This is a genomic window from Streptomyces sp. NPDC001401, assembly GCF_042895385.1.
In the GTDB taxonomy this organism is placed as follows: domain Bacteria; phylum Actinomycetota; class Actinomycetes; order Streptomycetales; family Streptomycetaceae; genus Streptomyces.
Map to the genome: position 1 here is coordinate 70,358 of NZ_JBIAWI010000029.1, position 21,217 is coordinate 91,574.

Annotated in this window: 19 protein-coding genes and 2 pseudogenes; 5 read left to right on the forward strand and 16 right to left on the reverse strand. The window is 70.8% G+C overall.

The window, feature by feature from the left end:
- Window positions 1-9: 9 nt before the first annotated feature.
- Genes iolD through iolC form a run of 4 tightly spaced genes read right to left on the reverse strand, consistent with a single transcriptional unit; the run spans window position 10 to window position 4,613 of the window.
- Window positions 10-1,893 carry a 3D-(3,5/4)-trihydroxycyclohexane-1,2-dione acylhydrolase (decyclizing) gene (gene iolD, locus ACFY10_RS51550; protein WP_390672362.1) on the reverse strand — a complete coding sequence of 628 codons (1,884 nt, stop codon included), beginning with the start codon at window positions 1,891-1,893 and terminating at the stop codon, window positions 10-12.
- The gene (iolB, locus tag ACFY10_RS51555; protein ID WP_390672363.1) at window positions 1,890-2,771 is read right to left on the reverse strand and encodes a 5-deoxy-glucuronate isomerase; all 882 of its coding nucleotides are present in this window, start codon (window positions 2,769-2,771) and stop codon (window positions 1,890-1,892) included. The genes iolD and iolB overlap by 4 nt, the downstream gene beginning before the upstream one ends.
- Window positions 2,768-3,640 (reverse strand): aldolase, encoded by an 873-nt coding sequence (locus ACFY10_RS51560; protein ID WP_390672364.1) that lies wholly within the window; start codon window positions 3,638-3,640, stop codon window positions 2,768-2,770. Before ACFY10_RS51560 ends, iolB begins: the two co-directional genes overlap by 4 nt.
- A gap of 4 nt (window positions 3,641-3,644) precedes the next feature.
- Window positions 3,645-4,613, reverse strand: a complete 969-nt coding sequence (gene iolC / locus ACFY10_RS51565) for a 5-dehydro-2-deoxygluconokinase (RefSeq protein ID WP_390672365.1) — start codon at window positions 4,611-4,613, stop codon at window positions 3,645-3,647.
- Window positions 4,614-4,830: 217 nt separating this feature from the next.
- Here iolC and ACFY10_RS51570 point away from each other — a divergent pair, with 217 nt between their 5' ends.
- A complete protein-coding gene (locus tag ACFY10_RS51570) occupies window positions 4,831-5,832 on the forward strand; it encodes a LacI family DNA-binding transcriptional regulator (protein ID WP_390672380.1) in 1,002 nt (333 codons plus the stop codon).
- A 64-nt stretch (window positions 5,833-5,896) separates the two neighbouring features.
- On the opposite strand, the pseudogene ACFY10_RS51575 reads toward ACFY10_RS51570, so the two are convergent.
- Both ACFY10_RS51575 and ACFY10_RS51580 read right to left on the reverse strand, forming a co-directional pair.
- Window positions 5,897-6,211: pseudogene (locus tag ACFY10_RS51575) on the reverse strand (substrate-binding domain-containing protein); the annotation flags it as partial.
- A gap of 26 nt (window positions 6,212-6,237) precedes the next feature.
- Window positions 6,238-6,870: a LysE family translocator gene (locus tag ACFY10_RS51580; RefSeq protein WP_390672366.1), complete on the reverse strand. Its 633-nt coding sequence runs from the start codon at window positions 6,868-6,870 to the stop codon at window positions 6,238-6,240.
- Window positions 6,871-6,982: 112 nt separating this feature from the next.
- Here ACFY10_RS51580 and ACFY10_RS51585 point away from each other — a divergent pair, with 112 nt between their 5' ends.
- Window positions 6,983-7,933, forward strand: coding sequence for a LysR family transcriptional regulator (locus ACFY10_RS51585; RefSeq protein ID WP_390672367.1), 951 nt, complete (start codon window positions 6,983-6,985; stop codon window positions 7,931-7,933).
- A 120-nt stretch (window positions 7,934-8,053) separates the two neighbouring features.
- Entirely contained in the window at window positions 8,054-8,467 is a 414-nt protein-coding gene (locus tag ACFY10_RS51590) for a DUF6069 family protein (RefSeq protein ID WP_390672368.1), read from the forward strand.
- A 152-nt stretch (window positions 8,468-8,619) separates the two neighbouring features.
- Here ACFY10_RS51590 and ACFY10_RS51595 read toward each other — a convergent pair whose 3' ends face one another.
- From ACFY10_RS51595 to ACFY10_RS51625, 7 genes are all read right to left on the reverse strand, one after another.
- The gene (locus ACFY10_RS51595; RefSeq protein WP_390672369.1) at window positions 8,620-9,369 is read right to left on the reverse strand and encodes an SDR family NAD(P)-dependent oxidoreductase; all 750 of its coding nucleotides are present in this window, start codon (window positions 9,367-9,369) and stop codon (window positions 8,620-8,622) included.
- A complete protein-coding gene (locus ACFY10_RS51600; RefSeq protein ID WP_390672370.1) occupies window positions 9,366-10,337 on the reverse strand; it encodes a fumarylacetoacetate hydrolase family protein in 972 nt (323 codons plus the stop codon). Before ACFY10_RS51600 ends, ACFY10_RS51595 begins: the two co-directional genes overlap by 4 nt.
- 105 nt (window positions 10,338-10,442) lie before the next feature.
- Window positions 10,443-11,381 (reverse strand): VOC family protein, encoded by a 939-nt coding sequence (locus ACFY10_RS51605; RefSeq protein ID WP_390672371.1) that lies wholly within the window; start codon window positions 11,379-11,381, stop codon window positions 10,443-10,445.
- A gap of 13 nt (window positions 11,382-11,394) precedes the next feature.
- Window positions 11,395-12,429 (reverse strand): amidohydrolase family protein, encoded by a 1,035-nt coding sequence (locus ACFY10_RS51610; protein ID WP_390672372.1) that lies wholly within the window; start codon window positions 12,427-12,429, stop codon window positions 11,395-11,397.
- On the reverse strand, window positions 12,426-13,562 hold the full coding sequence (locus ACFY10_RS51615) for an FAD-dependent oxidoreductase (RefSeq protein ID WP_390672373.1): 1,137 nt from the start codon (window positions 13,560-13,562) through the stop codon (window positions 12,426-12,428). Before ACFY10_RS51615 ends, ACFY10_RS51610 begins: the two co-directional genes overlap by 4 nt.
- Before the next feature lie 106 nt (window positions 13,563-13,668).
- Complete coding sequence (locus ACFY10_RS51620; protein WP_390672374.1) at window positions 13,669-14,643, reverse strand: cyclase family protein; 975 nt, start codon at window positions 14,641-14,643, stop codon at window positions 13,669-13,671.
- Window positions 14,622-15,602 (reverse strand): fumarylacetoacetate hydrolase family protein, encoded by a 981-nt coding sequence (locus ACFY10_RS51625; RefSeq protein ID WP_390672375.1) that lies wholly within the window; start codon window positions 15,600-15,602, stop codon window positions 14,622-14,624. Before ACFY10_RS51625 ends, ACFY10_RS51620 begins: the two co-directional genes overlap by 22 nt.
- Before the next feature lie 121 nt (window positions 15,603-15,723).
- Here ACFY10_RS51625 and ACFY10_RS51630 point away from each other — a divergent pair, with 121 nt between their 5' ends.
- Complete coding sequence (locus ACFY10_RS51630; RefSeq protein WP_390672376.1) at window positions 15,724-16,689, forward strand: LysR family transcriptional regulator; 966 nt, start codon at window positions 15,724-15,726, stop codon at window positions 16,687-16,689.
- A gap of 193 nt (window positions 16,690-16,882) precedes the next feature.
- On the opposite strand, the gene ACFY10_RS51635 is transcribed toward ACFY10_RS51630, so the two are convergent.
- The gene (locus tag ACFY10_RS51635) at window positions 16,883-18,151 is read right to left on the reverse strand and encodes an MFS transporter (protein ID WP_390672377.1); all 1,269 of its coding nucleotides are present in this window, start codon (window positions 18,149-18,151) and stop codon (window positions 16,883-16,885) included.
- Between the two features lie 296 nt (window positions 18,152-18,447).
- A complete protein-coding gene (locus tag ACFY10_RS51640; protein WP_390672378.1) occupies window positions 18,448-19,356 on the reverse strand; it encodes a PfkB family carbohydrate kinase in 909 nt (302 codons plus the stop codon).
- A gap of 270 nt (window positions 19,357-19,626) precedes the next feature.
- Between ACFY10_RS51640 and ACFY10_RS51645 the strand changes: the two genes are divergently transcribed.
- Window positions 19,627-20,487: a lysozyme gene (locus tag ACFY10_RS51645; RefSeq protein ID WP_390672379.1), complete on the forward strand. Its 861-nt coding sequence runs from the start codon at window positions 19,627-19,629 to the stop codon at window positions 20,485-20,487.
- Window positions 20,488-20,739: 252 nt separating this feature from the next.
- Here ACFY10_RS51645 and ACFY10_RS51650 read toward each other — a convergent pair.
- Window positions 20,740-21,123: pseudogene (locus ACFY10_RS51650) on the reverse strand (phosphotransferase); the annotation flags it as partial.
- Between the last annotated feature and the right edge of the window lie 94 nt (window positions 21,124-21,217).

The window sequence follows — 21,217 nt, forward strand, 5'->3', positions numbered from 1 at the left end:
GGACGGGACTTACAGGTAGTGGCGCTGGGACTGCTTGTTCGCGGCGTAGGTCTCGTAGGCGGCCCGAGTGGACTCGAGAGCGGAGGTCTGGCTGACGGGGACGTCCCACCAGCCGTGGCCGGGTGGGTTGGGGCCGTAGAGGTCGGTCTCGACGTGCACGACCGTGGTGCGGGTGGCGGCCTGGGCCTTCTCCATCGCGCTGCGGAACGCCTCGACGGAGGTGGCGTGCAGGACGTCGGCGCCCAGGCTGGAGGCGTTGGCGGCGAGGTCGACCGGGAGGATCTCGCCGTCCAGCTGGCCCGAAGTGCCGTTGCGGTAGCGGTACTTGGTGCCGAAGCGCTGGCTGCCGAGGGATTCGGAGAGGGCGCCGATGGAGGCGAAGCCGTGGTTTTGGACCAGGACGATGATGACCTTGAGGCCCTCGGAGACCATGGTCACGATTTCCTGGGCCATCATCAGGTAGGAGCCGTCGCCGACCAGGACGACGACCTCGCGGGTGGGGTCGGCCATCTTGGCGCCGACGCCGGCGGCGACCTCGTAGCCCATGCAGGAGTAGGCGTACTCGACGTGGTAGGCCTTCGGATCCCTCGCCCGCCACAGCTGCTGCAGGTCGCCCGGCATGGACCCGGCCGCGTTGATGACGACCGCGCGGTCGTCGAGGACGTCGTTGAGCGCGCCGAGGATCTCGGTCTGGGCGGGCAGCGGGCCGTGGTCGACGTTGAAGCACTGGTCCTCGATCTCCCTTGTGCGGGTGATGAGTTGACGGGTGCGGTCCCGGTATTCCTGCTCCACCTCCCAGTCGGCGAGTGCTCCGGCGAGGGCTTGGGTGCCGAGGCGGGCGTCGGCGACAACGGGTTCGGCGGAGTGCTTGACGGCGTCGAGGCGGGCGACGTTGAGGTTGACGAAGGTGACGGCCGGGTTGCCGAAGACGGTGTGGCTGGCCGTCGTGAAGTCGGAGTAGCGGGTGCCGATACCCAGGACGACATCGGCCTCACGGGCCAGTTCATTCGCCGCATACGAGCCGGTCGAGCCGATGCCGCCCACCGCGTAGGGGTGGTCCCAGGGAACGGCGCCCTTGCCGGCGTGGGTGTCGGCGACCGGGATGCCGGTCGCCTCGGCGAACGCGCGGAGCGCAGTCTCCGCCCCGGAGTAGACGGCACCGCCGCCGGCCACGATCAGCGGCTTCTTGGCGTTGCGCAGCAGGCGGGCGGCCCGCTGGACGGCGGCCGGTTCGGGCACCGGGCGGCCGATGTGCCAGACCCGGCGGCGGAAGAAGGAGACGGGCCAGTCGTAGGCCTCGGCCTGTACGTCCTGCGGCAGCGCCAACGTCACCGCGCCGGTCTCGACCGGGTCGGTGAGCACCCGCATCGCCGCCAGCGCGGCGGGGATGAGCTGCTCGGGCCGCTGGATGCGGTCGAAGTACTTGGAGACGGCGCGGAAGGCGTCGTTGACGGTGACGTCGCCGCCTCGGGTGTCCTCCAGCTGCTGCAGCACTGGATCCGCGGCGCGGGTGGCGAACATGTCGGAGGGCAGCAGCAGCACCGGCAGCCGGTTGGTGGTCGCGAGCGCCGCACCCGTGATCATGTTGGTGGAGCCCGGCCCGGTCGACGCGGTGCAGGCGAAGGCGGCCAGCCGGTCGCGCATCTTCGCGTACGCCACGGACGCGTGGACCATGCCCTGCTCGTTGCGGGCCAAGTAGTACGGGAGATCGGCCTCTTGCGTCACAGCCGCCTGCAACAGCGCTTGGCCGATGCCGGCCACGTTGCCGTGCCCGAAGATGCCCCACACGCCGGGGATGAGGCGCTGCTCCTGGCCGTCGCGCTCGCTGTACTGGCTGGCCAGGAAACGCACCAGGGCCTGAGCGGTGGTGAGGCGGACGGTGGTCTCGGTCATCGGTCGTTCTCCTTGGCACCGAAGGGGAGGCGCGGGTCCGTCTCCTGGGAGTCCCACGTCGTACGCACCCACCCGTGTGCCGGGTCGTCGCAGATCAGCCAGGCGCGGTCCTGTCCGGGGCCGGCCATGACGTTGAGGTAGTAGAGGTCGTAGCCGGGGGCGGCGATGGAGGGCCCGTGCCAGCCGTGCGGGATCAGCACGGTGTCGCCGGTGCGGATCTCGGCGAGTACGTCGATGGGCCGCTCGGGAGTGCCGTAGACCCGCTGGTAACCGAAGCCGTCCTCGCCCGCGACCTCGAAGTAGTAGATTTCCTCGAGTGCGGATTCGATCCCCGAGCGGGCCTCGTCGTGCTTGTGCGGCGGGTACGACGACCAGTTGCCGCCGGGTGTCAGCACCTCGCACACCAGCAGCTGATCTGCGTCGAACGTGCCGGGCAGGCAGTAGTTGTTGACCTGCCGCGAGCAGGCTCCCGCGCCCCGCAACTCGACGGGCACGTTCTCCTTGCGCCCGTACCGAGCGGGGAAGCCGTTCCGCTCGGTACGGGCGGAGGGCAGCGCGTACCTCCCGCCGGACGCACTGCTGATCACGGCCGCCGACTCGCGGGGGAGGTACGCGAAGTCGGTGACCGAGGTGAACACCCCTGCGCGGCCGTCGAGTTGGAAGGTCTGTCCGTCGACGGCGACGGTGCAGCCGCCGGTCAGGGGCAGGACCAGGAACTCGGAATCTCCGGTGGACAGGGCGTGTGCCTCGCCCGGCTTCAGGGCCAGGATCCTGAGGCCGGAGTATCCCCAGCCCGCCGACTCGGGCGTGACCAGAAGGTCGTACGGGCCGTCGGCCGAACTGCCCTTGGGGAGGTGGTACTTGTTCGCGGAGGTCACAGCAGGCTCACCGCCTTGTCGACGGCGCCGGCGACGTCACCGCCTGCGGGGTAGAGCAGGGAGCGGCCCACGACCAGGCCCTGCGCGGTGGGCTGCTTCAGTGCCTTGCCCCAGGAGGCGAAGGCCGCGTCGGCATCCTTGACCTCGCCACCGAGCAGGAGGGCGGGCAGCGTCGAGGAGGCCAGGACCCGCTCCATGTCCTCGACCACGGGCAGCTTCAGCCAGGTGTAGGCGGTGCGGCGGCCCAGCCCCGACGCGATGGTGACCGACTTGATGACGGCGTCCGTGGACAGGTCGTTGCGGATCTTCCCGTTCTCCCACACCGAGAGAAACGGTTCGATCATCGCGATCAGGTGGCGGTCGTTGAGCTCGTTGACGGCCTGTGCGGTGTCGACCAGAACAGAGGGCGTCGCCGGGTCGTGCAGGGCGATGCGGGTCAGGGTCTTGCCGCCGTCGAAGCCCATCGCGGCGATGGTTGCGGCGTCGTAGCCGGTGAACCGGTCGTCGATCTCGAACGACGACCCGGCGAGGCCGCCGCGGTTCATGGAGCCGAAGACGGACTTGCCGTCCAGGACACCGAGCAGCAGCAGGTCCTCCAGGATGTCGGCGGTCCCCAGTACACCGGTCACACCGGGACGCTCCAGGGCGATGCACAGGCGGTCGAGCAACTCGGAACGGTCGGCCATGGCGTTGGGGTCGCCGCCCACGCCGTTGGCTCCGCGCGCCGGGTGGTCCGCGGCGATGATCATCGCTTTGCCGTGCTCGCCGAGCAGCGAGGTGGCCTTGATTCGGCGGGCGGCGGCGGCCGCGATGGCGCCGGGGTCGCCCACCCGGGCGGCCACGATCCGGCTCACGTTGTCGGACAGCACGTCGTCACACCTCTCGCTGGGAGTCGTCGGAGTTGGCGGCCTGGAGTTCCGCGGTCACCTCGGCCTCGGTGGGCATGGCGTCGGAGCAGGACAGCCGGCCCGCGACGATCGCCCCGGCGGCGTTGGCGAAGGTGACCGTGCGGCGGGTGTCCCAGCCGGACAGCAGCCCATGGCACAGCGCCCCGCCGAACGCGTCCCCGGCGCCGAGCCCGTTGACCACGTCCACCGGAACCGGCGGGATCTCGGCCACCGACCCGTCCCGGTCCATCGCCAGCACACCCTTGGGGCCCTGCTTGACCACGGCCAGCTCCACCCCGGCCGCCAGCAGCGCCTTCGCGGCGGCGTACGGCTCGCGCTCACCGGTGGCCACCTCGCACTCGTCGAGGTTGCCGACCGCGACCGTAGTGTGCCGCAGTGCCTCGGCGTATTGCGTACGCGCCTCGTCCGGGTTCGCCCAGAACATCGGCCGCCAGTCCAGGTCGAACACCGTGATGCCCGCCCGGGCCCGGTGCTCCAGCGCCGCCAGCGTGGCCGACCGGCTCGGCTCCTCGCTCAGCCCGGTGCCCGTGAACCAGAAGATCGCCGCGTCCCGCACCGCGCCCAGCTCCAGTTCCTCCGGCCGGATGTCCAGGTCGGGGGCCTTGGGAAGGCGGTAGAAGTACAGCGGGAAGTCGTCCGGCGGGAGGATCTCGCAGAACGTCACCGGCGTCGGCGCGATCTCCGACGTACCCACGAACCGGGCATCCACGCCGTAACCCGCCAGCGCGGTGCGCACGAAGTCCCCGAACGGATCCCGGCCCGTCTTGGTGATCACAGCCGACGACCGGCCGTAGCGGGCGGCCGCCACCGCCACATTCGTCGGGCTGCCGCCCAGGTACTTGCCGAACGACGTGACCTCCGCCAGCCCCACCCCCGTCTGGAGCGGATACACATCCACTCCCACCCGGCCGATGGTCAGCACTTCGAACGGCATAACGCTGGTTTCCCTTCGCTCCGGAGACTCCGGGGTAGCTGTCGCAGAAGACTTTCCTGGCGCGCTCTACTAGCGCGCTCTAGTCCGAGTACGATGACCCGTGTCCAAATGTCATGTCAATAGCTTGTTGCCGGGAGATTTCTCGACCGCCCGTTAAGGTGGGCGCTGTCGGAGGGTGGGTTCACACGTGGATACATCGGGCAAGCAGCGGCCCACGATGGCGGACGTCGCCGAGAAGGCGGGCGTCTCCCGGGCGCTCGTCTCGATCGTGTTCCGCAACCAGCCGGGGGCCAGCGAGGAGACCCGGCGGCGGGTGCTGCGGGTCGCGGACGAGATCGGCTACCGCCCCGACAGTGCGGCCCGACTGCTGGCGCGCGGGCGCAGCCGCACGATCGGTGTGATGTTCACCGTGCACCAGACCTTCCACACGGACCTCATCGAAGGGATCTACCCGGAGGCGGAACGGCTCGGCTACGACGTGCTGCTCTCCGCGTCCGCCGAGGCGCGCAGCGAGGCCAAGGCCGTCGAGGCCCTGCTCGGCCACCGCTGCGAGGCGCTGATCCTGCTCGGCCCCGACGCGGAGCCCGCCTACCTCGACGAGCTCGGGCAGCGTGCGGTCACCGTCTCGGTGAGCCGCAGGGTGCCGCGCGCCCGCGTGGACTTCGTGCACAGCGCCGAGGGCAAGGGCGTACGGCAGGCGATGGACCACCTCGTCGAACTGGGCCACCGCCGGATCGTGCACATCGACGGCGGCCGCGGCCCCGGGTCGGCCGACCGTCGGCGAGCCTACCGGGCTGCGATGCGCCGCCACGGGCTGGAGGCGGAAGTGCGGGTGATTCCCGGTGAGCACACCGAGCAGTCCGGGATCGAGACCGGACGCCTGCTCGTGGCGGAGCGCGACCAGGGTCTGCTCCTGCCGACGGCCGTCCTCGCGGGCAACGACCGTTGTGCGTGGGGCCTGTTGATGGCCCTGACCCGGGCCGGCCTCGAAGTTCCGCGCGACGTGTCCGTCGTCGGATACGACGACAGCCATCTTTCCCATCTGATGCCGATCGGATTGACCACTGTGCGCCAGGACGCGCGGCTCATGGCGGAGCACGCCGTGCGGTTCGCCGTGGAGCGGCTGGAGAAGCCGGAGCTGGAACCGCGGGAGGCGGTCCTGGACCCCAAGCTGGTGGTCCGGGGCACCAGCGGGCCGGCCCCGGAACCGTCGGCCTGAGAGAGGCGGACGTACGTTCCGGGGCGAGCACGTGATGCGGATCCGGGCGCGGTGGAGCGGGCCGTTACCGTGTGCCCTTGGCTGCGAACTTGGCGACGGCGTCGACGTTGTCCTTGGTGATGAAGGCGGGGCCGGTGAGGACGGGGGCGGTGGAGCCGCCGCTGAAGTTGCCGTTGGTCTTGTACAGCCACAGGGAGTCGACGGCGAGGTAGCCCTGGAGGTAGGGCTGCTGGTCGACGGCGAACTCGATGGTGCCCTGCTGGATGGCGGCGACGAGGTCCTTGTTGAGGTCGAAGGTGGCGACCTTGGCCTTGGAGCCGGCGTCCGAGAGGGACTGCACGGCGGTCAGGGCGATGGGGGCGCCGAGGGTGACGACCTGGCACGGCCTGGGGCGGTGCTCCCCGGTCAGGCGCCCGCCGCGACCGCCACACCGAGCAGGAGCAGTACGACCCCCGTGACCATGCCCAGCCTCCGCTGCACGTCCGGCCTGGAGACCAGCGCGCGGCCGCGGTTCACGAACCAGGTGAACAACAGATACCAGCAGGCGTTCACCAGGGCCCAGACCACGCCGAGGGCGATGCTCGACAGGAAGACGGGGCCGGACGTGGTGACGAACTGCGGCAGGACCGACACGGCGAACACGCCCGCCTTGGGATTGCCGAGACACGTTCCGAGCCCCGTGAGGTAGCCGCCCCAGAAGCCGGTGCGGCCCGTGGGCTCGGCGGCCGAGGGCTCGCTGGCTGCGGCACGAGCCGAGCGGGCGGTGCGCAACGTGCTCACACCGAGGACCACCAGGACGACTCCGCCCACGATGCGCACGGCGGCGTAAGCATGAGGACTGGCCAGCAGCACGGCCGACAGGCCGGCCGCAGCAGCCACGGACCAGACCAACAACCCGCTCGCATTGCCCGCGATCGTGCCCCGCGCCGCGCGCAGACCGCCCGTCAGCACCTGACGGATCATGAGAGCCTGACCGGCTCCGGGCAGCATGGCCAACAGCCACGTGGTGATCAGGAACGCGGTGAGATGGGTGGGCACGGCAACGGCCTTCCGGGGTGCGGGTGGGCATCGGTCGGTTCATCACTCAGACTGTCGGCCGCTCGGTTTTAAGTGAAGTGAAGATCCATAGGTACAGCGTTAACCTGATTTCATGCTCGTGGATCCCGGACAGCTGCGGCTTCTCGCGTTGATCGAGGAGTTCGGTTCGCTGACCGCGGCGGCGGAGGCGCTCCGGCTCACTCCCGCCGCGGTGACGCAGCAGGTCGCCAGAGCGGAACGCCAGTGGCAGGTGCCCCTCGTCGTCCGTGGACCGCGTGGCGCGAGGCTCACCGAGGCGGGCGCCATGCTCGCGGTCCACGGCCGGATCATCGACGAGACCACGGAGAAGGCCGCGGCGGACATGGCCGCACTGCTGGGTCACCTGTCGCTGCGGCTGCGCGTCGGCGCGTTCCAGGCGGCCGCCCTGCACCTGGTGCCGCCGGCGCTCGTCGCACTGCGCCACCGCCATCCGGACGCCGACGTCTCGGTCGTGGACCTCGTGTCCGGGCAAGGGCCGGAGGCGATCGGAACAAGCCGGCTCGACCTGGCGGTCGTCGCCTCGTGGAGCGACTCATTCGTGTTTCCGCCGCAGGTCGCCGCGCATTCTCTGCTGCGGGATCCGCTGGTCCTGGTCCTTCCCGCGGATCATCCGCTGGCCACCGGACCGTCGCCCGCCGCCCCGCTTCGTCTGGAGCAGCTGCGCAATGAGGCGTGGGTGACGATCGTCGCCGGCCATGCCGCCCGGGAACAGTTCGACCGGGCTGCGAAGGAAGCGGGGTTCACCCCCAAAGTGCGCTTCGAGACGGAGTCCTTCGACGTCGCCCAGGCGCTGGTCGGGGCGGGCAGCGGCGTGGCGCTGGTCTCGCGTCTGGCGCTCACCCATGTCCCGGGAACCACTCACCGGGAGCTCGTACGACCGCGCCTGCACCGCCGGCTCCACGCACTCACCCAGACCGACACCACGCTGACACCGCTGGTGGAGGTGTTCCTCGGCCTCCTGCGCGACGTGGCGCAGGAACGGGCCGCCGCATGGCGCCAGGCCGATCAAGAGCCCGCTGGCTGAGCTGCCTGCGCAGCACCATGAGACCACGCTTGAAACCTAAAGCAACTTCGGCCAGACTTGAGTTTGAGTCTTCAAACACATATGCGGAGCTCTCTCCGCAGTTGCCTCCCTGGAGTTGCCATGTCTGTTGCCTCCGACGCAGTCGCCGTCCGTCGTGGTCCGCTCGTTGTCGCGGGAGGTGTGCTCGCCGCGATCGTGGTGGCCTCCGCGGCGGACGCGGTGCTCGCTCTCCTCGCCCTGGCCGCGGGCGCGCCCGACGACTTCAAGCCGCTGAAGGCGTCCTCGTACATATTCCTGACGGCGATCGGCGTGGTGGCCGGTGCCGTCGGCTGGGCCATTGTGCGCAAGGTGTCGAAGGATCCCGAGGCGCTCGTGCGGTGGCTGGTGCCCACCCTTGTCGCGGTGTCCTTCGTTCCCGACTTCCTGCTCTTCGGTGCCGGCGGTGCGACCGGCGTCGGGGCGCTGCTCCTGATGCATGTCGTGGTCGCGGCGGCCGCGGTGTTCACGTACCGCAAGGTCATGCCCCTGTCGTAGGAACGGGCCGGGAAACGTCGGAGGGCAGGGACGCACGGTCCCTGCCCTCCTGGACACGCGTAACGACGCGCATTCCGCCAAACCAGGCCCCGGCGCGATGTCGAGTTCGCCGAGATCGGTGATGGTGCGACGGACGCAGGGCTGTTGCTGCTTCAGGCGTCGCGGCGCAGGGCATCCGAGATCGGCATCGCGCCGCCGTGGGAGGTGAGGCCGCCGTCCACCGGGATCTCCGCGCCGGTGATGAAGGCGGAGTCGTCGGAGAGGAGGAAGGTGACCAGCGGAGTGATGTCGTCCACCGTGCCGGTGCGGCCGAGCGGGGTCAGGCGGAGGTTCGCCTCCCGGAAGGCCGGCGCGGCGGAGGCGGTCATGTCCGTCTCGATGAAGCCGGGGTGGACGGTGTTCACGCGGATGCCGCGGGGCCCCAGTTCCATGGCGGCGGTCTTCGACAGGCCGCGCAGGGACCACTTGCTGGCCGTGTACGCGACCGGGTAGTGGGCGGTCAGCGCCGCCGACGAACCGACGTTCACGATCGACGCCCCCGCGCGCATCAGCGGCACCAGGTGCTGGATGCCCAGCAGCGGCCCGGTGACGTTCACGGCGTGGACGCGGGCCATGTCCTCGGGGCGTACGTCGTCGATGCGGGCGCGCCAGGTGACGCCTGCGTTGTTGACCAGGCCGTGCACCTGCCCGTACGACTCCCGCAGTTCGGTGGCGAGTTCGGCCCAGTCCCGCTCGCTGGTGACGTCGAGACGGCGGCAGCCGGGCCCCTCCGTCACATCGGCGGGGATCACGTGGGCGCCTTCGCGGGTGAGCGCCTCGGCCTCCGCGGCCCCCTGTCCGCCGGCCGCCCCCGTCACCACGACGACCTTGCCGAGCAGCCGCTTCGGACGCAGGCCGCTCACGGCCGCTCCCGCGAGCGGCGCCGGCCGACCGGGACCGGCAGCGGATCGGAGCCGCTCACCACGGTGTTGGAGACACTGCCGATGCCCTCGACGGTGAGCGTGACCGTGTCGCCGGGCTTCAGCGGCGGCGGGTCCTGCCTGCCTCGCACGCCCCACAGCTCGGCGAGGCAGCCGCCGTTGCCGCAGGTGCCCGAGCCGAAGACGTCGCCGGGGCGCACCCAGGTCCCTCGCGAGGCGTAGGCGACCATCTCCTCGAACGTCCAGCTCATGTTGGACAGCAGATCCTTGCCGACCACCTCGCCGTTCACCGCGGCGGTGAGAGCGAGCCGCAGGAATCCGTCCTCGTCGCGGTACTCGTCCAACTCGTCGGCGGTGACCAGGTAAGGACCCAGGGTGGTGGCGGTGTCCTTGCCCTTGCACGGGCCGAGCCCCACCCGCATCTCGGCGGACTGGAGGTCGCGGGCGGACCAGTCGTTGAGAACGGTGTAGCCGACGATGTGCTCACGCGCCTGCTCGGGCGTGAGGTCGCGGCCCTCCTTGCCGATCACGGCGGCCACCTCGAGCTCGAAGTCCAGCATGCTCGAACCCGGCGGCACGGGGATGTCGTCGCCCGGGCCGTACACCGCGTACGGGTTGGTGAAGTAGAACGTGGGGGCCGCGTACCACTGCTCGGGCACGCCCGCGCTCCCGTCCACCGACCGCCGTACGCCCTCGACGTGCTCCTCGAAGGTGACGAAGTCCCGCACGGTGGGCGGCTGGAGCGGCGCCAGCAGTCGTACGTCCGAGACATGGGGGCCGGCCGGCACGTCGGTCATCGCGGAGCCCGCGTCGAGCAGTTCGGGCAGACCGCCGCCCTCGGCGAGCAGCCCGGTGAGTGAGGCGACGCCGGGCAGGGGGTGGAGCGTGCCGTCCTCTTCGACGACGGCCACTTGGCGTCGGTTGCGGTACTCGTAGGTGGCGAAACGCATGGAAGGGTCCTGTCGGCGGGAGGGCGGGCGGAGCGGGACCGGGGGCGCGGCGGGGAGTCAGGGCATGACAGGGCTGCCGCGCCCCCGGTGACCGGGGGGTGCCGGTCAGACCGGCGGGGCGACGAAGACGCCGCGGTCCACGTCGTTGAAGGACTCCTTGGCGACCAGTTCGTTCATGGGGTTCGCGGTGCCCCACTGGTCGGTGACCTCGGGCTGGGAGAAGTCGTAGACGTGCGGGTGCCAGGTGTCCTCGTCCAGGACCTCCAGCTCCGTCGTGTACTCGACGGTGTTGCCGTGCGGGTCGAGGAAGTAGGTGAAGGTGTTGTCGCCCGCCATGTGGCGGCCGGGGCCCCAGATCTTGCGGATCCCGGCCCGCATCACCCGCCCGGAGCCGCGCATGTACTCGTCCAGGCCGCGCATCTCGAAGGAGACATGGTGCAGGGCGGTGTGCGGGCCCTGCGCGATGGCCATCGAGTGGTGCTGGTTGGAGATCCGCATGAAGTGCATGACCTCGCCCATGTGCGGCGAGCTGAGCGTGTCGGAGTGGCGGAAGCCCAGGTGGCGCTCGTACCACTCCCGAGTGCGGTTCAGATCGGGGGAGTTGAGGACGACGTGCGACAGCTTGACCGGGATGGACTCCTTCTCCTCGATCCTGCGGTGCTGCCGTACCTGGACGTCGGCGGAGACCTCGATGGTGCGGCCGTCGACGTCGAAGAAGCGGAAGCCGTAACCGCCGCCGGGGGTGTCCACCTTGCCCGGCTGCGAGATCAACTGCACGCCGTCGGCCAGGAGTTGATCGGCGAGCGCGTCCACGTCGGCCGCGCTCGCGGCACCGTAGGACACGAGGTCGAGGCGCTTCTCGTCGGCCTTGCGCAGGCGGATCACATACTGCTCGGGGCTGCCCTCGGCGGCCAGGAAGGAGATGCCGGAGTCCTCGGCGACCTTGGTCAGACCCCATACTCCGGAGTAGAAGTCGAGCTGCTTGTCGTAGTCGGGCACGGCGAGGTCGACGTGCCGCAGGTGGGTGAGCAGGCGGTTGCCCATGGGGGGTTCCTCCTCAGGCGAGGTTCAGCAGGTCGGCGGCGTTGCCGCCCCGCACGGTGTGGAAGTCGTGGTCGGCCAGGTCCGCCGCGCGCAGCGCACCCAGCGGGTCGTCGGTGCCCATGTCGAAGGGGAAGTCGGAGCCGAGCAGGACCCGGTCCGGGCCCGCGACGCGCAGCAACTCCCGCAGTACGTGGGGGTCGTGGACGAGGGAGTCGAAGTAGAGCTGCTTGAGATAGCTGCTCGGCAACTGTGCGCAGCCCTGGGCGTCCGGGCGGACCCGCCAGGCGTGGTCGGAGCGGCCGATGTGGGTGGGCAGATAGCCGCCGCCGTGGGCCGCGATCAGCTTCAGTCCCGGGTGGCGGTCCAGGACGCCGGAGAAAATGAGATGGGACAGCGCGACCGCGTTCTCCGTCGGCTGCCCGACCGTGTTGGACAGGTACCACTGGTCCAGGCGCTCGTCGAGTGTGCAGCCGAACGGGTGCAGGAAGACCAGGGCGCCGGTCTCCTCCGCCCGCGCCCAGAAGGCGGCCAGCCGCGGGTCGGAGAGTTCCACCTCTCGGGTCCCGCCCGGACCGGGAGCGTGCGAGGAGATCTCCACGCCCCTCAGCCCCTGCTCCAGCGCATGGTCGAGCAGGGCCACCGCGAGGTCGGGGTGCTGGAGCGGCACCAGGCCCAGGCCCAACAGCCGGTCCGGGGCCTTCGCACAGTGGGCGGCGGTGCCCTCGTTGGCCAACCGGCAGATGTGCTCGGCCAGTTGGGGCTGCGCCCAGTAGTGGTAGTGCGACGGCGACGGGCTGACCAGCTGGATGTCCACGCCCTGCGCGTCCATGGCCGCCAGACGCACCGCGGCGTCCGTCAGCTTCGGAACGCGTGCGCCGACCATGGGACCGTTCACGGTCAGGGCTTCTGGGCCGTTGCGGCGGGCATCGAGCCCACGGGCCGCGGCGAGGCCCGCCCGGCCGGCGACGGCCTCCTCGATCTCCGGCAGCAGGAGGTGCGCGTGGACGTCGATCGTCGGTATCGGCAGGCGGTCGGTCGGATTGGTCATGGGAGGTCCTTCAGTGCGTTCATGGTGCGGCCCATCAGCCCGGGTACGTCCGCGTCGCGCACCCCGTCGAGCGTCCACTGGCCGAGCTGCACGGAGGCGTCGACGACCATGCGCACCCGGGGCAGCCGCCGGTCCCGGTAGTCGGTGAAGAGCTGGTCGTCCCAGTCGTCACGGGTGGCCAGCAGCTCGCAGAGGACGGAGGCGTCCTCGAGGGACATCGCCGCGCCCTGCGCCAGGGTGGGCGGGCAGCAGTGGGCGGCGTCCCCGACCAGGACGACCCGGCCACGGTGCCAGGGGCCCTCCACCAAGTGGCGGTCGAACCACGTGTAGTTGACCTTCGCCGGATCGTCGATGTGCTTCACGATCTCGGGCCAGAAGCCGCCGTAGCCCTGTGCCAGCTCGCGCATCTCGTCGGCGTACGACTGCGGCGGGATCGACGCACGGTTGCGGCACCCCTCGACCACGTAGGCGTAGATGGTGTGGTCGCTGGTGGGGCAGTATCCGGCGATGTAGGCCGGGCCGCCGTAGGCGAGGTTGGTGCGCTCCAGGCCCTCGGGGCGCGGGGCGGCGATGCGCCAGATGGCCATGCCGGTCGGTGCGGGCTTGTCGGTGATGCCGATCGCGGCGCGGGTGGCAGAGTTGAGGCCGTCGGCGGCGACGACCAGGTCGTAACGGCCGTCGGTCCCGTCGCTGAAGCGCACCGAGACACCGTCGGCGTCCTGCTCCAGGGACTCGGCGGTGACGCCCAGGCGCACGGTGGCGCCGGACGCGCGGACCGCGTCGGACAGGATCTGCTGGAGCCGGGGGCGCTGCATGCCGACAGTGGCGGGCAGGTCCGGTCCGCCCGTCTGGATGTCCTCGGCGACGAACAGCACGGTGCCGTCGGGGGCGGTCACCCCCACCGAGCCGAAGGCGAACCCGGAGGCGCTCACCTGCTCCCACACGCCCAGCTCGCGCAGCACCCTGAGGGCGTTGCCCTGGAGGGTGATGCCGGAGCCGGTGGAGGAGTGCCAGTCGGGGCTGGCCTCGATCAGGTCCACCGTGATGCCCGCGCGGCGCAGCAGGATCACAACGGAGTTGCCGGAGGCGCCCCCGCCGACGACGAGGACAGAACGGGAATGGGGTTCGGACATGTAGGGGATACCTCCCGGTCGGGCCGCACGGCTTCGGGCGGCGGGGGATGCGGCTCAGCCGCACAGCGATGCAGGTCCGTACCCCTGCGGAGCGCTTGGGGGGGGGCTACTTGACGGCGATGGGGTTCACCGGTGAGCCGACGGCGCCGGTGATGGGCAGCGGCGCGGCGGTGAGCCAGAACTCGTACACGCCGTCGCCGGCGCAGTCCGCGGCGAGCGCGTCGAGGTCCCACATCTCGCCGATCAGCAGTCCTACGTTGGGGATGACGACCTGGTGCAGCGGCTGGAAGGCGTTCTCGAACTCGTTGGGCCGTACCTCGAACCCCCAGGTGTCGGTGGCGATCGCGGCGATCTCGGTGCCGTGCAGCCAGCCCGCGGTGGTGAACGACAGGCCCGGCGCGGGCCCGCCCGCGTAGTCGCCCCAGCCGTCGCGCCGGGCGCGGGCGAGGTGCCCGGTCCGTACGAGGACGATGTCGCCGCGCCCGACGCTCACGCCGTGCGCCTCGGCGGCCGCGGTCAGATGTGCCTCGGTGATCGCGAACCCGTCGGGCAACTCGCCGTCCACGCCGACCACTTGGCCCACGTCCAGGAGCACGCCGCGTCCGGCGACGTACGGCGCCATGTGCTCGATGCCGGTGACGAGGTCGCCGTCGGAGGTGACGACCTTGTCGGCGCGCCGCCCGTTCCAGGCGAAACCGTGGTCGAAGATGTGGCCGAGGCCGTCCCACTGGGTGGAGCACTGCAACGGCATGGCGATCACGTCGTCGGCGCCGCCGATGCCATGCGGGAAGCCCTGGTTGCCCAGGGCCGCGTCGGTCCCGGTGTCGAGCATGGTGTGCACGGGGTTGGTCCGCCGACGCCAGCCCTTCTGCGGGCCGTTCATGTCGAACCGCTGCGACAGCGAGAAACTCACACCCCGCCGCACCAGGGCGGCGCCCTCACGGCGCTTGGCCTCGTCGAGGAAGTTCAGCGTGCCGAGCACGTCATCCTCGCCCCAACGCCCCCAGTTGGAGTACGCCTTGGCGGCCTCGGCGATCGCGCCCTCGGGGTCGCGGCGGTTCACAGCGCTTCCCCGATGCATCGGGTGCGCTGCACACCCAGACCGGTGATGGACCCCTCCATCACGTCGCCGTCGCGCAGCAACCGTCCCCAGTGGATGCCGTTTCCGGCCGGGCTGCCGGTCAACACCAGGTCACCCGGCAGGAGTTGAGCGGTCTGGGAGATGTACGACACCAGGCGCGCGACCCCGAACAGCATGTCCTTGGTGGACTCGTCCTGCATGGTCTCGCCGTTGAGCTTGAGCGTGACCCGTAGATCTCCCGGGTCGGCGATCGACTCGGCCGGTACCAGCCACGGGCCGAGCGGCGTGAAGCCCGGTGCGTTCTTGCAGCGCAGCCAGTCGGTGCCGATGGCCTTCATGTCCCTGCGGAAGACGGTGGCCCGGTCGGTGAGATCGTTGGCGATCGTGTACCCGGCGACGTACTGCAGGGCCTCCTCGACGGACACCCGGTGGGCCGGCTTGGCGATGACGGCCGCCAACTCCAGCTCCCAGTCCGGCTGCTGCGCCCATGCGGGCAGTACGACGTCGTCGTACGGTCCCGCGACCGTGCTGGGCAGGCCGATGAACACGTAAGGCAGATCCTCGGCGGCCCGGCGGTCCATGACCGCGGCGATCTCCGCACGTGCCTCCTCGACCGTGCGCGGGTCGTCGGGGGAGCGGTGGGCGACCTCCAGGTCGATCACGTGCTGGCGGTAGTTGGCGCCGGACTGGAAGATCTGGCGGGGCTCCAGCGGGGCGTGCACCCGCAGGCCCTCCAGGGGCTGCCAGTCGAGGGCTTCCTCGTCCGCCAGGACGTGCAGCACGGGGAGGGCTTCCTCCCACCGCTCCACCACGGCGCGCACCTCGGACGGCGCCCAGGCCAGGGCTCCGGTCAGGTCAAGGACCCGGCCCTTCGCCAGGAGACCGGGGAACGGCTCTGAGTCCGGAAGCGAGAACGTGCCGAGCGCGAACGGGCCGGCAGGTTGCGCGAGTGTTGCCATGAGATGTCCTCCTGCTGGGATGCGGTCTACTCTGGCCCCGATCGGCCAATCACGGAAATCAATCCTGTGGATGTACTGGATCCATGGCGTGGATGGCCCTGTGGTGCATAGGTGGTGCCCGGTGAACCTGTCCCGACTCGACCTCAACCTGGTTGTAGCCCTGCGCGCGCTGCTGGAGGAGCGCAACGTGACCCGGGCCGGCGAGCGCGTCGGGCTGAGCCAGCCCGCGATGAGCGCGGCGCTGTCCCGGCTGCGCCGCCATTTCGACGACGAATTGCTCGCCCGCACAGGCAACAACTACGAACTGACGCCGCTCGGGGTGGCGCTGCGGGACCGCAGCGCGACCGCGTGCGATCTGCTGGAGCGGGTCTTCGCCAGCCAGGCGGACTTCGACCCGGCAGCCGAGACACGCGAGTTCACGCTGCTCTGCTCCGACTACGGCGCGGCGGTGTTCGGCTCCGCGCTGGCCCGCGCACTGCACCAGGAGGCGCCGGGCATCCGGCTCACCTTCCAGCATTCGACGCCCGCGGTGGTGGAGAACACCGCCACGGTGCTGAGCACCGTCGACGGCCTGTTGCTGCCGCACGGCATCATCGACGGCTTCCCCTTCGTCGACGTCCACCGGGACCGCTGGCTGTGCATGGTCGCCGACGACAACCAGGAGGTCGGCGACGAACTCTCCCTCGACCAGCTCTCGCAGCTGCCCTGGGCGGTCTACCAGCGCCCCTACGACGCCCCGGCCGCCCGCCAGCTCAGCATGATCGGCATCAGCCCCCGGGTGGAGGTGTCCGTGCAGACCTTCCAGCTGCTGCCCCACATGGTCGAGGGCACCAGCCGGGTCGCGATGATCCAGGAGCGCCTGGCCCGCAGAGCGGTCCGCTCCGCCGCGGTACGCGTCCTGCCGTGCCCCTTCGAGGCCGTACCCGTGCAGGAGGCGATGTGGTGGCACCCGGTGCACGCCCAGGACGCGGCCCACATCTGGCTCCGGCAGAAGGCCGCGGAGGTCGGCGCGACACTGACGGACAACGCCCACGCGAGGGCCGTTCCCGGCGTACAGGGCGCCGGGCCGACGCCGGGCCGGCCGTGACCCGGCTCGGCGCCGGCCGGCGGATGACGTGTCTGTGACGGTGGGTGTGCGTGTGCGGGATCAGGCCGGTCGTTCGGGCCATGGCCGAGGGCCGACGGCGGTGGGCTGCCGGCCCGCGGGCGCCGGGGCGGCTGTGTTCCGGCCCGGCGTCGGCCGCTGAGCGACGCGCCCGTGGTTCTCGGCGTGCCCGTGCTCAGGCCAGTTGCTCCGGCAGTGGCCGGGAGTCGACGGTGGTCGCGCGGCGGCGGGCCGCCAGCAGTCCCGCTGCGACGAGGGCGGCGGTCAGCCCCAGTACGCCCACGGCGCCGGCGAGGCTGCCCACCGCCGACTCTCCGGCGAGCAGCACCAGCGGGCAGACGAACTCGCCACCGAAGAAGGACGCCGTCCACAGCCCCGTGCCGCGGCCGCGGTCCTCGAAGGCCAGCCGGGACATGGCGCTGGTGAGCAGGGCGGGCAGCAGCATGCCCGTGCCCACACAGTTGATCAGCGCTCCGGCGACCAGCAGCGGCGCGTTGCCCGCGAGGAACATCACCCCGAAGCCGACGGCACAGACGGCGAGAACGGCCGGCAGCATCGGATCCGGGGAGCGCTTGAGACGGGCGAAGGTGACCGCTCCGCCCACGGTGGCGGCACTGGCGATCGCCGTGGCCAGACCGATCACACCGGAGTTCTCCACTCCGAGGTCGTCGAGCAGGTACGACATCTCCACCGGGACGGTGTAGAAGACCATCGCGCCGAAGAAGGTCAGGCCGCAGATGCCCCCCAACTGCCGCCAGGGGAAGGGCCGTCGGGTCTCCACCTGGGCCGGTGCCTCGACGGCGGCCGGGCGTGCAGCCGGGTTGGGCAGGGCGGTCACCATCAGCGGGGCGAGCGCCAGACTCACGGCGTACACCCAGAAGGGCACGCGCCAGCCCGCCGATCCGGCGGCGCCGCCGAGCACGAAGAAGACGGTGGCCGACGCGGAGGCACACATGGTCTGCAGGGCGAGGTACTTCACCCGCTGCCGGCCTGAGTAGTAGTCACCGATCAGCGTGGTGCAGCACGTCATGATCGCGGCCTCGGTGACACCCACCAGGGCGCGGCTGGCGATGATGGCGCCGAGCGAGTCCAGCCAGAGCGGGGCGGTGCCGAACAGGGCGTACAGCAGGGTCGCCACGATCAGCAGACGCTTGCGGCCGAGCCGGTCCACGATCACGCCGGCGAACGGGGCCAACAGTGCCAGCGCCAGCGCCGGAACGGTCAGCGCGAGCGGCACCAGCGCCTTGGCACCCGGGACGGATCCGAAGTGGTCCTGCATCTTCGGCAGCACCGGGGCGATGAGCACCGCCCCCAGGATCGGCAGACAACTGCCCGCCATCAGCACGGTCACACGCAGCAGATGAGCCGGACCCGAGACGGCTACGGGCGACGAAGCGGCGTCGTCGACCGCGGTGGGAGACGGCGACGGGACGGAACCGGGCATGGCGACTCCAGGGACGGTGTACGGAAGCGGGCATGCCTGTCAGCGACGCCATCGACGCACGGCATGCAGGGGACGGCCGCACGACGGCGGCTGCTCCGGACAGCGGCGTGCGGGTAGGGACGACTATGGGCCGTCCGGACCCTGGCCGCCATGCTTGGCGCGATCCGAATCCCGTATCCGGCACATCCATGCGATGGATGAGCTGCACCAGAGTGTTGTCGGGCGCCCTTGCGCGGGATCCTCGTTTGAAATATCAACCACAAGTCGAGTAGGGTGCACCCACGTCCGGTGCGGCCTCACCCTCCTTGCATCCAGGCCCGGGTGCCGAACGACGCACACGCCCGCGAGGCCACCCCGGCCGCACCGCGCAGGGCCTGCACGAAGCCCTCCGACGTCAGGTGGCCCGGACCCGCCAGGCCCTGAACCGCGAGGTGATGGGCAAGGGCCCCGTGCAGAACATCACCCGCCCCCAGCGTGTCCGCCACCCTGACCGTGGGCACGTCCACCGTGCCACCGCCGTCGGGGCCGGCCCACACGATGGGCAGCCCTCCCCGGCTGACCGCCGACCAGACGACCCCGTGCTCCCGCAGGAACTGCAACGTGTCCGTCGGCGTGCTCGCGCCGGGCGGGCGGAAGTCGGCCGAGCAGACGGCCACGTCGATGAAGGGCAACAGGTTCTGCGTGCCGTCCTTCCAGCTGCCCCCGTCGAGGACGGTCGGACGGCCGACGCCATGCGCGAGCCGGGCAGCGGCCACGGCCAGTTCCATGTGATGGCCGTCGAACTCTGCGATGTCGCACGCGGCCACCAACGCGTCAAGATCGTCGCACGGGGCGAGCCGGCGGCCCGTCGCATTGGTCGAGGCGACGGCGCGTTCCCCGCTGGACGCGGTCACCAGAATGGAAGACACGGCCGGTGGCTCGGCCGAGTCCGCTGCCAGGTCCGACACGGCCACGCCCAGGCGGTCGAGGTCCGCTGTGACCCCAAGCCCCAGGGGATGGGAGCCGATCGCGGTGAGCAGCCCGGCCGTGCCACCCAGGTGGCTGAAGGCCGCGGCCGCGTTCGCCGCCGGACCGCCTGCCGCGACGACCTGCTCACGAGCCGTAAGTTTCTCGTTGGAAGCCGGCGCGTGGTCCACGAGCTGGATGACGTCCAGCGTGCACAAGCCGACGAACAGCCCTGCAGGACGCGTCCTCGTCGTCGGCATCACCGACCAGTACCTCCTCCTGCGCGGGCATGCGGTCAGTGCACGAACAGCTGGAAACGACAGCGACGATATCGCCGCAAGCGCGGCCACGCGGGGCCCGGTCAGTACACGGGCCGCCGGCACACCACCGGCTCACGCACACTCGGCTCCGCGAGGGCGCGAAGGACCGGCTGAAGCAAGCCCGCCCCACACGCCCATTGGAGTACTCCGACGCCGGGGATGGTTCATTGGGCGGTACATGACGTGCGGTGCCGCCCGCCCGGGGGTCAGATGGATTGCGTGCCAAGCTCCAAACCTCCTCAGCACGGCCGCTCGCGCCTGCGTCTCGGTGCGGCCCTGGCCGGCCTCGTCCTTGCCCTGTCCGCAATGCCGCCCGCGCACTCGGCGGCCGAACCTGAACCCGAGCGCGGCCGCGCCTACATGGGCATCGGCGTCGAAGCCCACGACGGAATCGACGCGCCGACCGACGCCGTGTCCCCGCCCATGGAGGCCGGCCAGACCGAGGGCGTCGACGTCGCCAGCTACCAGGGCAGCGTCGCCTGGTCCACCCTGTGGAGCAGCGGCACCCGCTGGGCCTACACGAAGGCCACGGAGGGGACGTCCTATCAGAACCCCTACTTCGCCGAGCAGTACGACGGCGCCTATGGCGTCGGCATGGTCCGCGGGGCGTACCACTTCGCCGCGCCGGATTCCAGCGGCGGCGCCGCACAGGCCGACTACTTCATCGACCACGGCGGACGCTGGTCCGGCGACGGCCGGACGCTGCCCGGCGCCCTCGACATTGAGTGGAACCCCTACGGTGACGCCTGCTACGGCAAGTCCAAGAGCGGCATGGTCGCCTGGATCCGCGACTTCCTGCACCGCTACAAATCCCGCACCGGTCGCGACGCCGTGATCTACACGGCCACGAACTGGTGGACCAGCTGCACCGGTGGCTACAAGGGCTTCGGCTCCACCAACCCTCTGTGGGTGGCCCGGTACGCCTCGTCGGCGGGGGAACTGCCGGCAGGCTGGTCGACGTACACGATGTGGCAGTACACGTCGTCCGGGCCGACCGTGGGCGACCGCGACAGGTTCAACGCTTCCGTCGACAAGCTGCGGGAGTTCGCGTCCGGGCGACGGGCCGAGTGACCGGTTCTGCGTACTCTGCCGCACTCGACCTGCCCCACGCGCTGGTCGAGTGGCTCACGACACGCTCGCCCAGATCGCCGTCGGCTTCGGTGCCTCGGTGGGCAGCGCTCACGCATACACCACCTCGGTCATCAGCCTGCTCGCTGACCGTGCACCGGACGAGCATCACGCGTACGGAGTCCTTGTCCCGTCGGCTCACCATTCCGCATGCCGTGCAGGTGTAGGTGTTTGGCTGCCGGAGGGGGGGCGTGATCAGGGGCTGGCTGTTGCGATGAGGCGCCGCAGTGTGGCGTGGCCGGGTGGGCCCCAGGTGGGCTTGCCGCCCGGGCGGCCGTGGACGCCGGCCTCTCCGATGAGGATGCAGGCGAGGGCTTTCAGTACCGCCCAGCCGCGGGCGCGGCGCCGGGTCGCTGCGTCCGGGCTTGGCTGATAGGCGTCATAGAAGCGGTCGGCGGCGCCGTCCGGCAGCAGTATCCACGCGGCGGCGAGGTCGCAGGCCGGGTCGCCCGCGCAGAGGTCGCCGAAGTCGATCACGCCGCAGAAGGTGCCGTCCGCGGTGAGGACGTTGGCCGGATGCAGATCGGCGTGCAGCCACATCGCCGGCCCCGTCCAGCCGGGCGCGGCGACGGCGTCCTCTTAGAGGTCCTAACAGAAGCGGTTGATCATGTGACTGTTGGCTTGTCCGCTCGTTGGTCTGGTCGTGGGGAAACGTCAGTCGCGGCCCTGGATC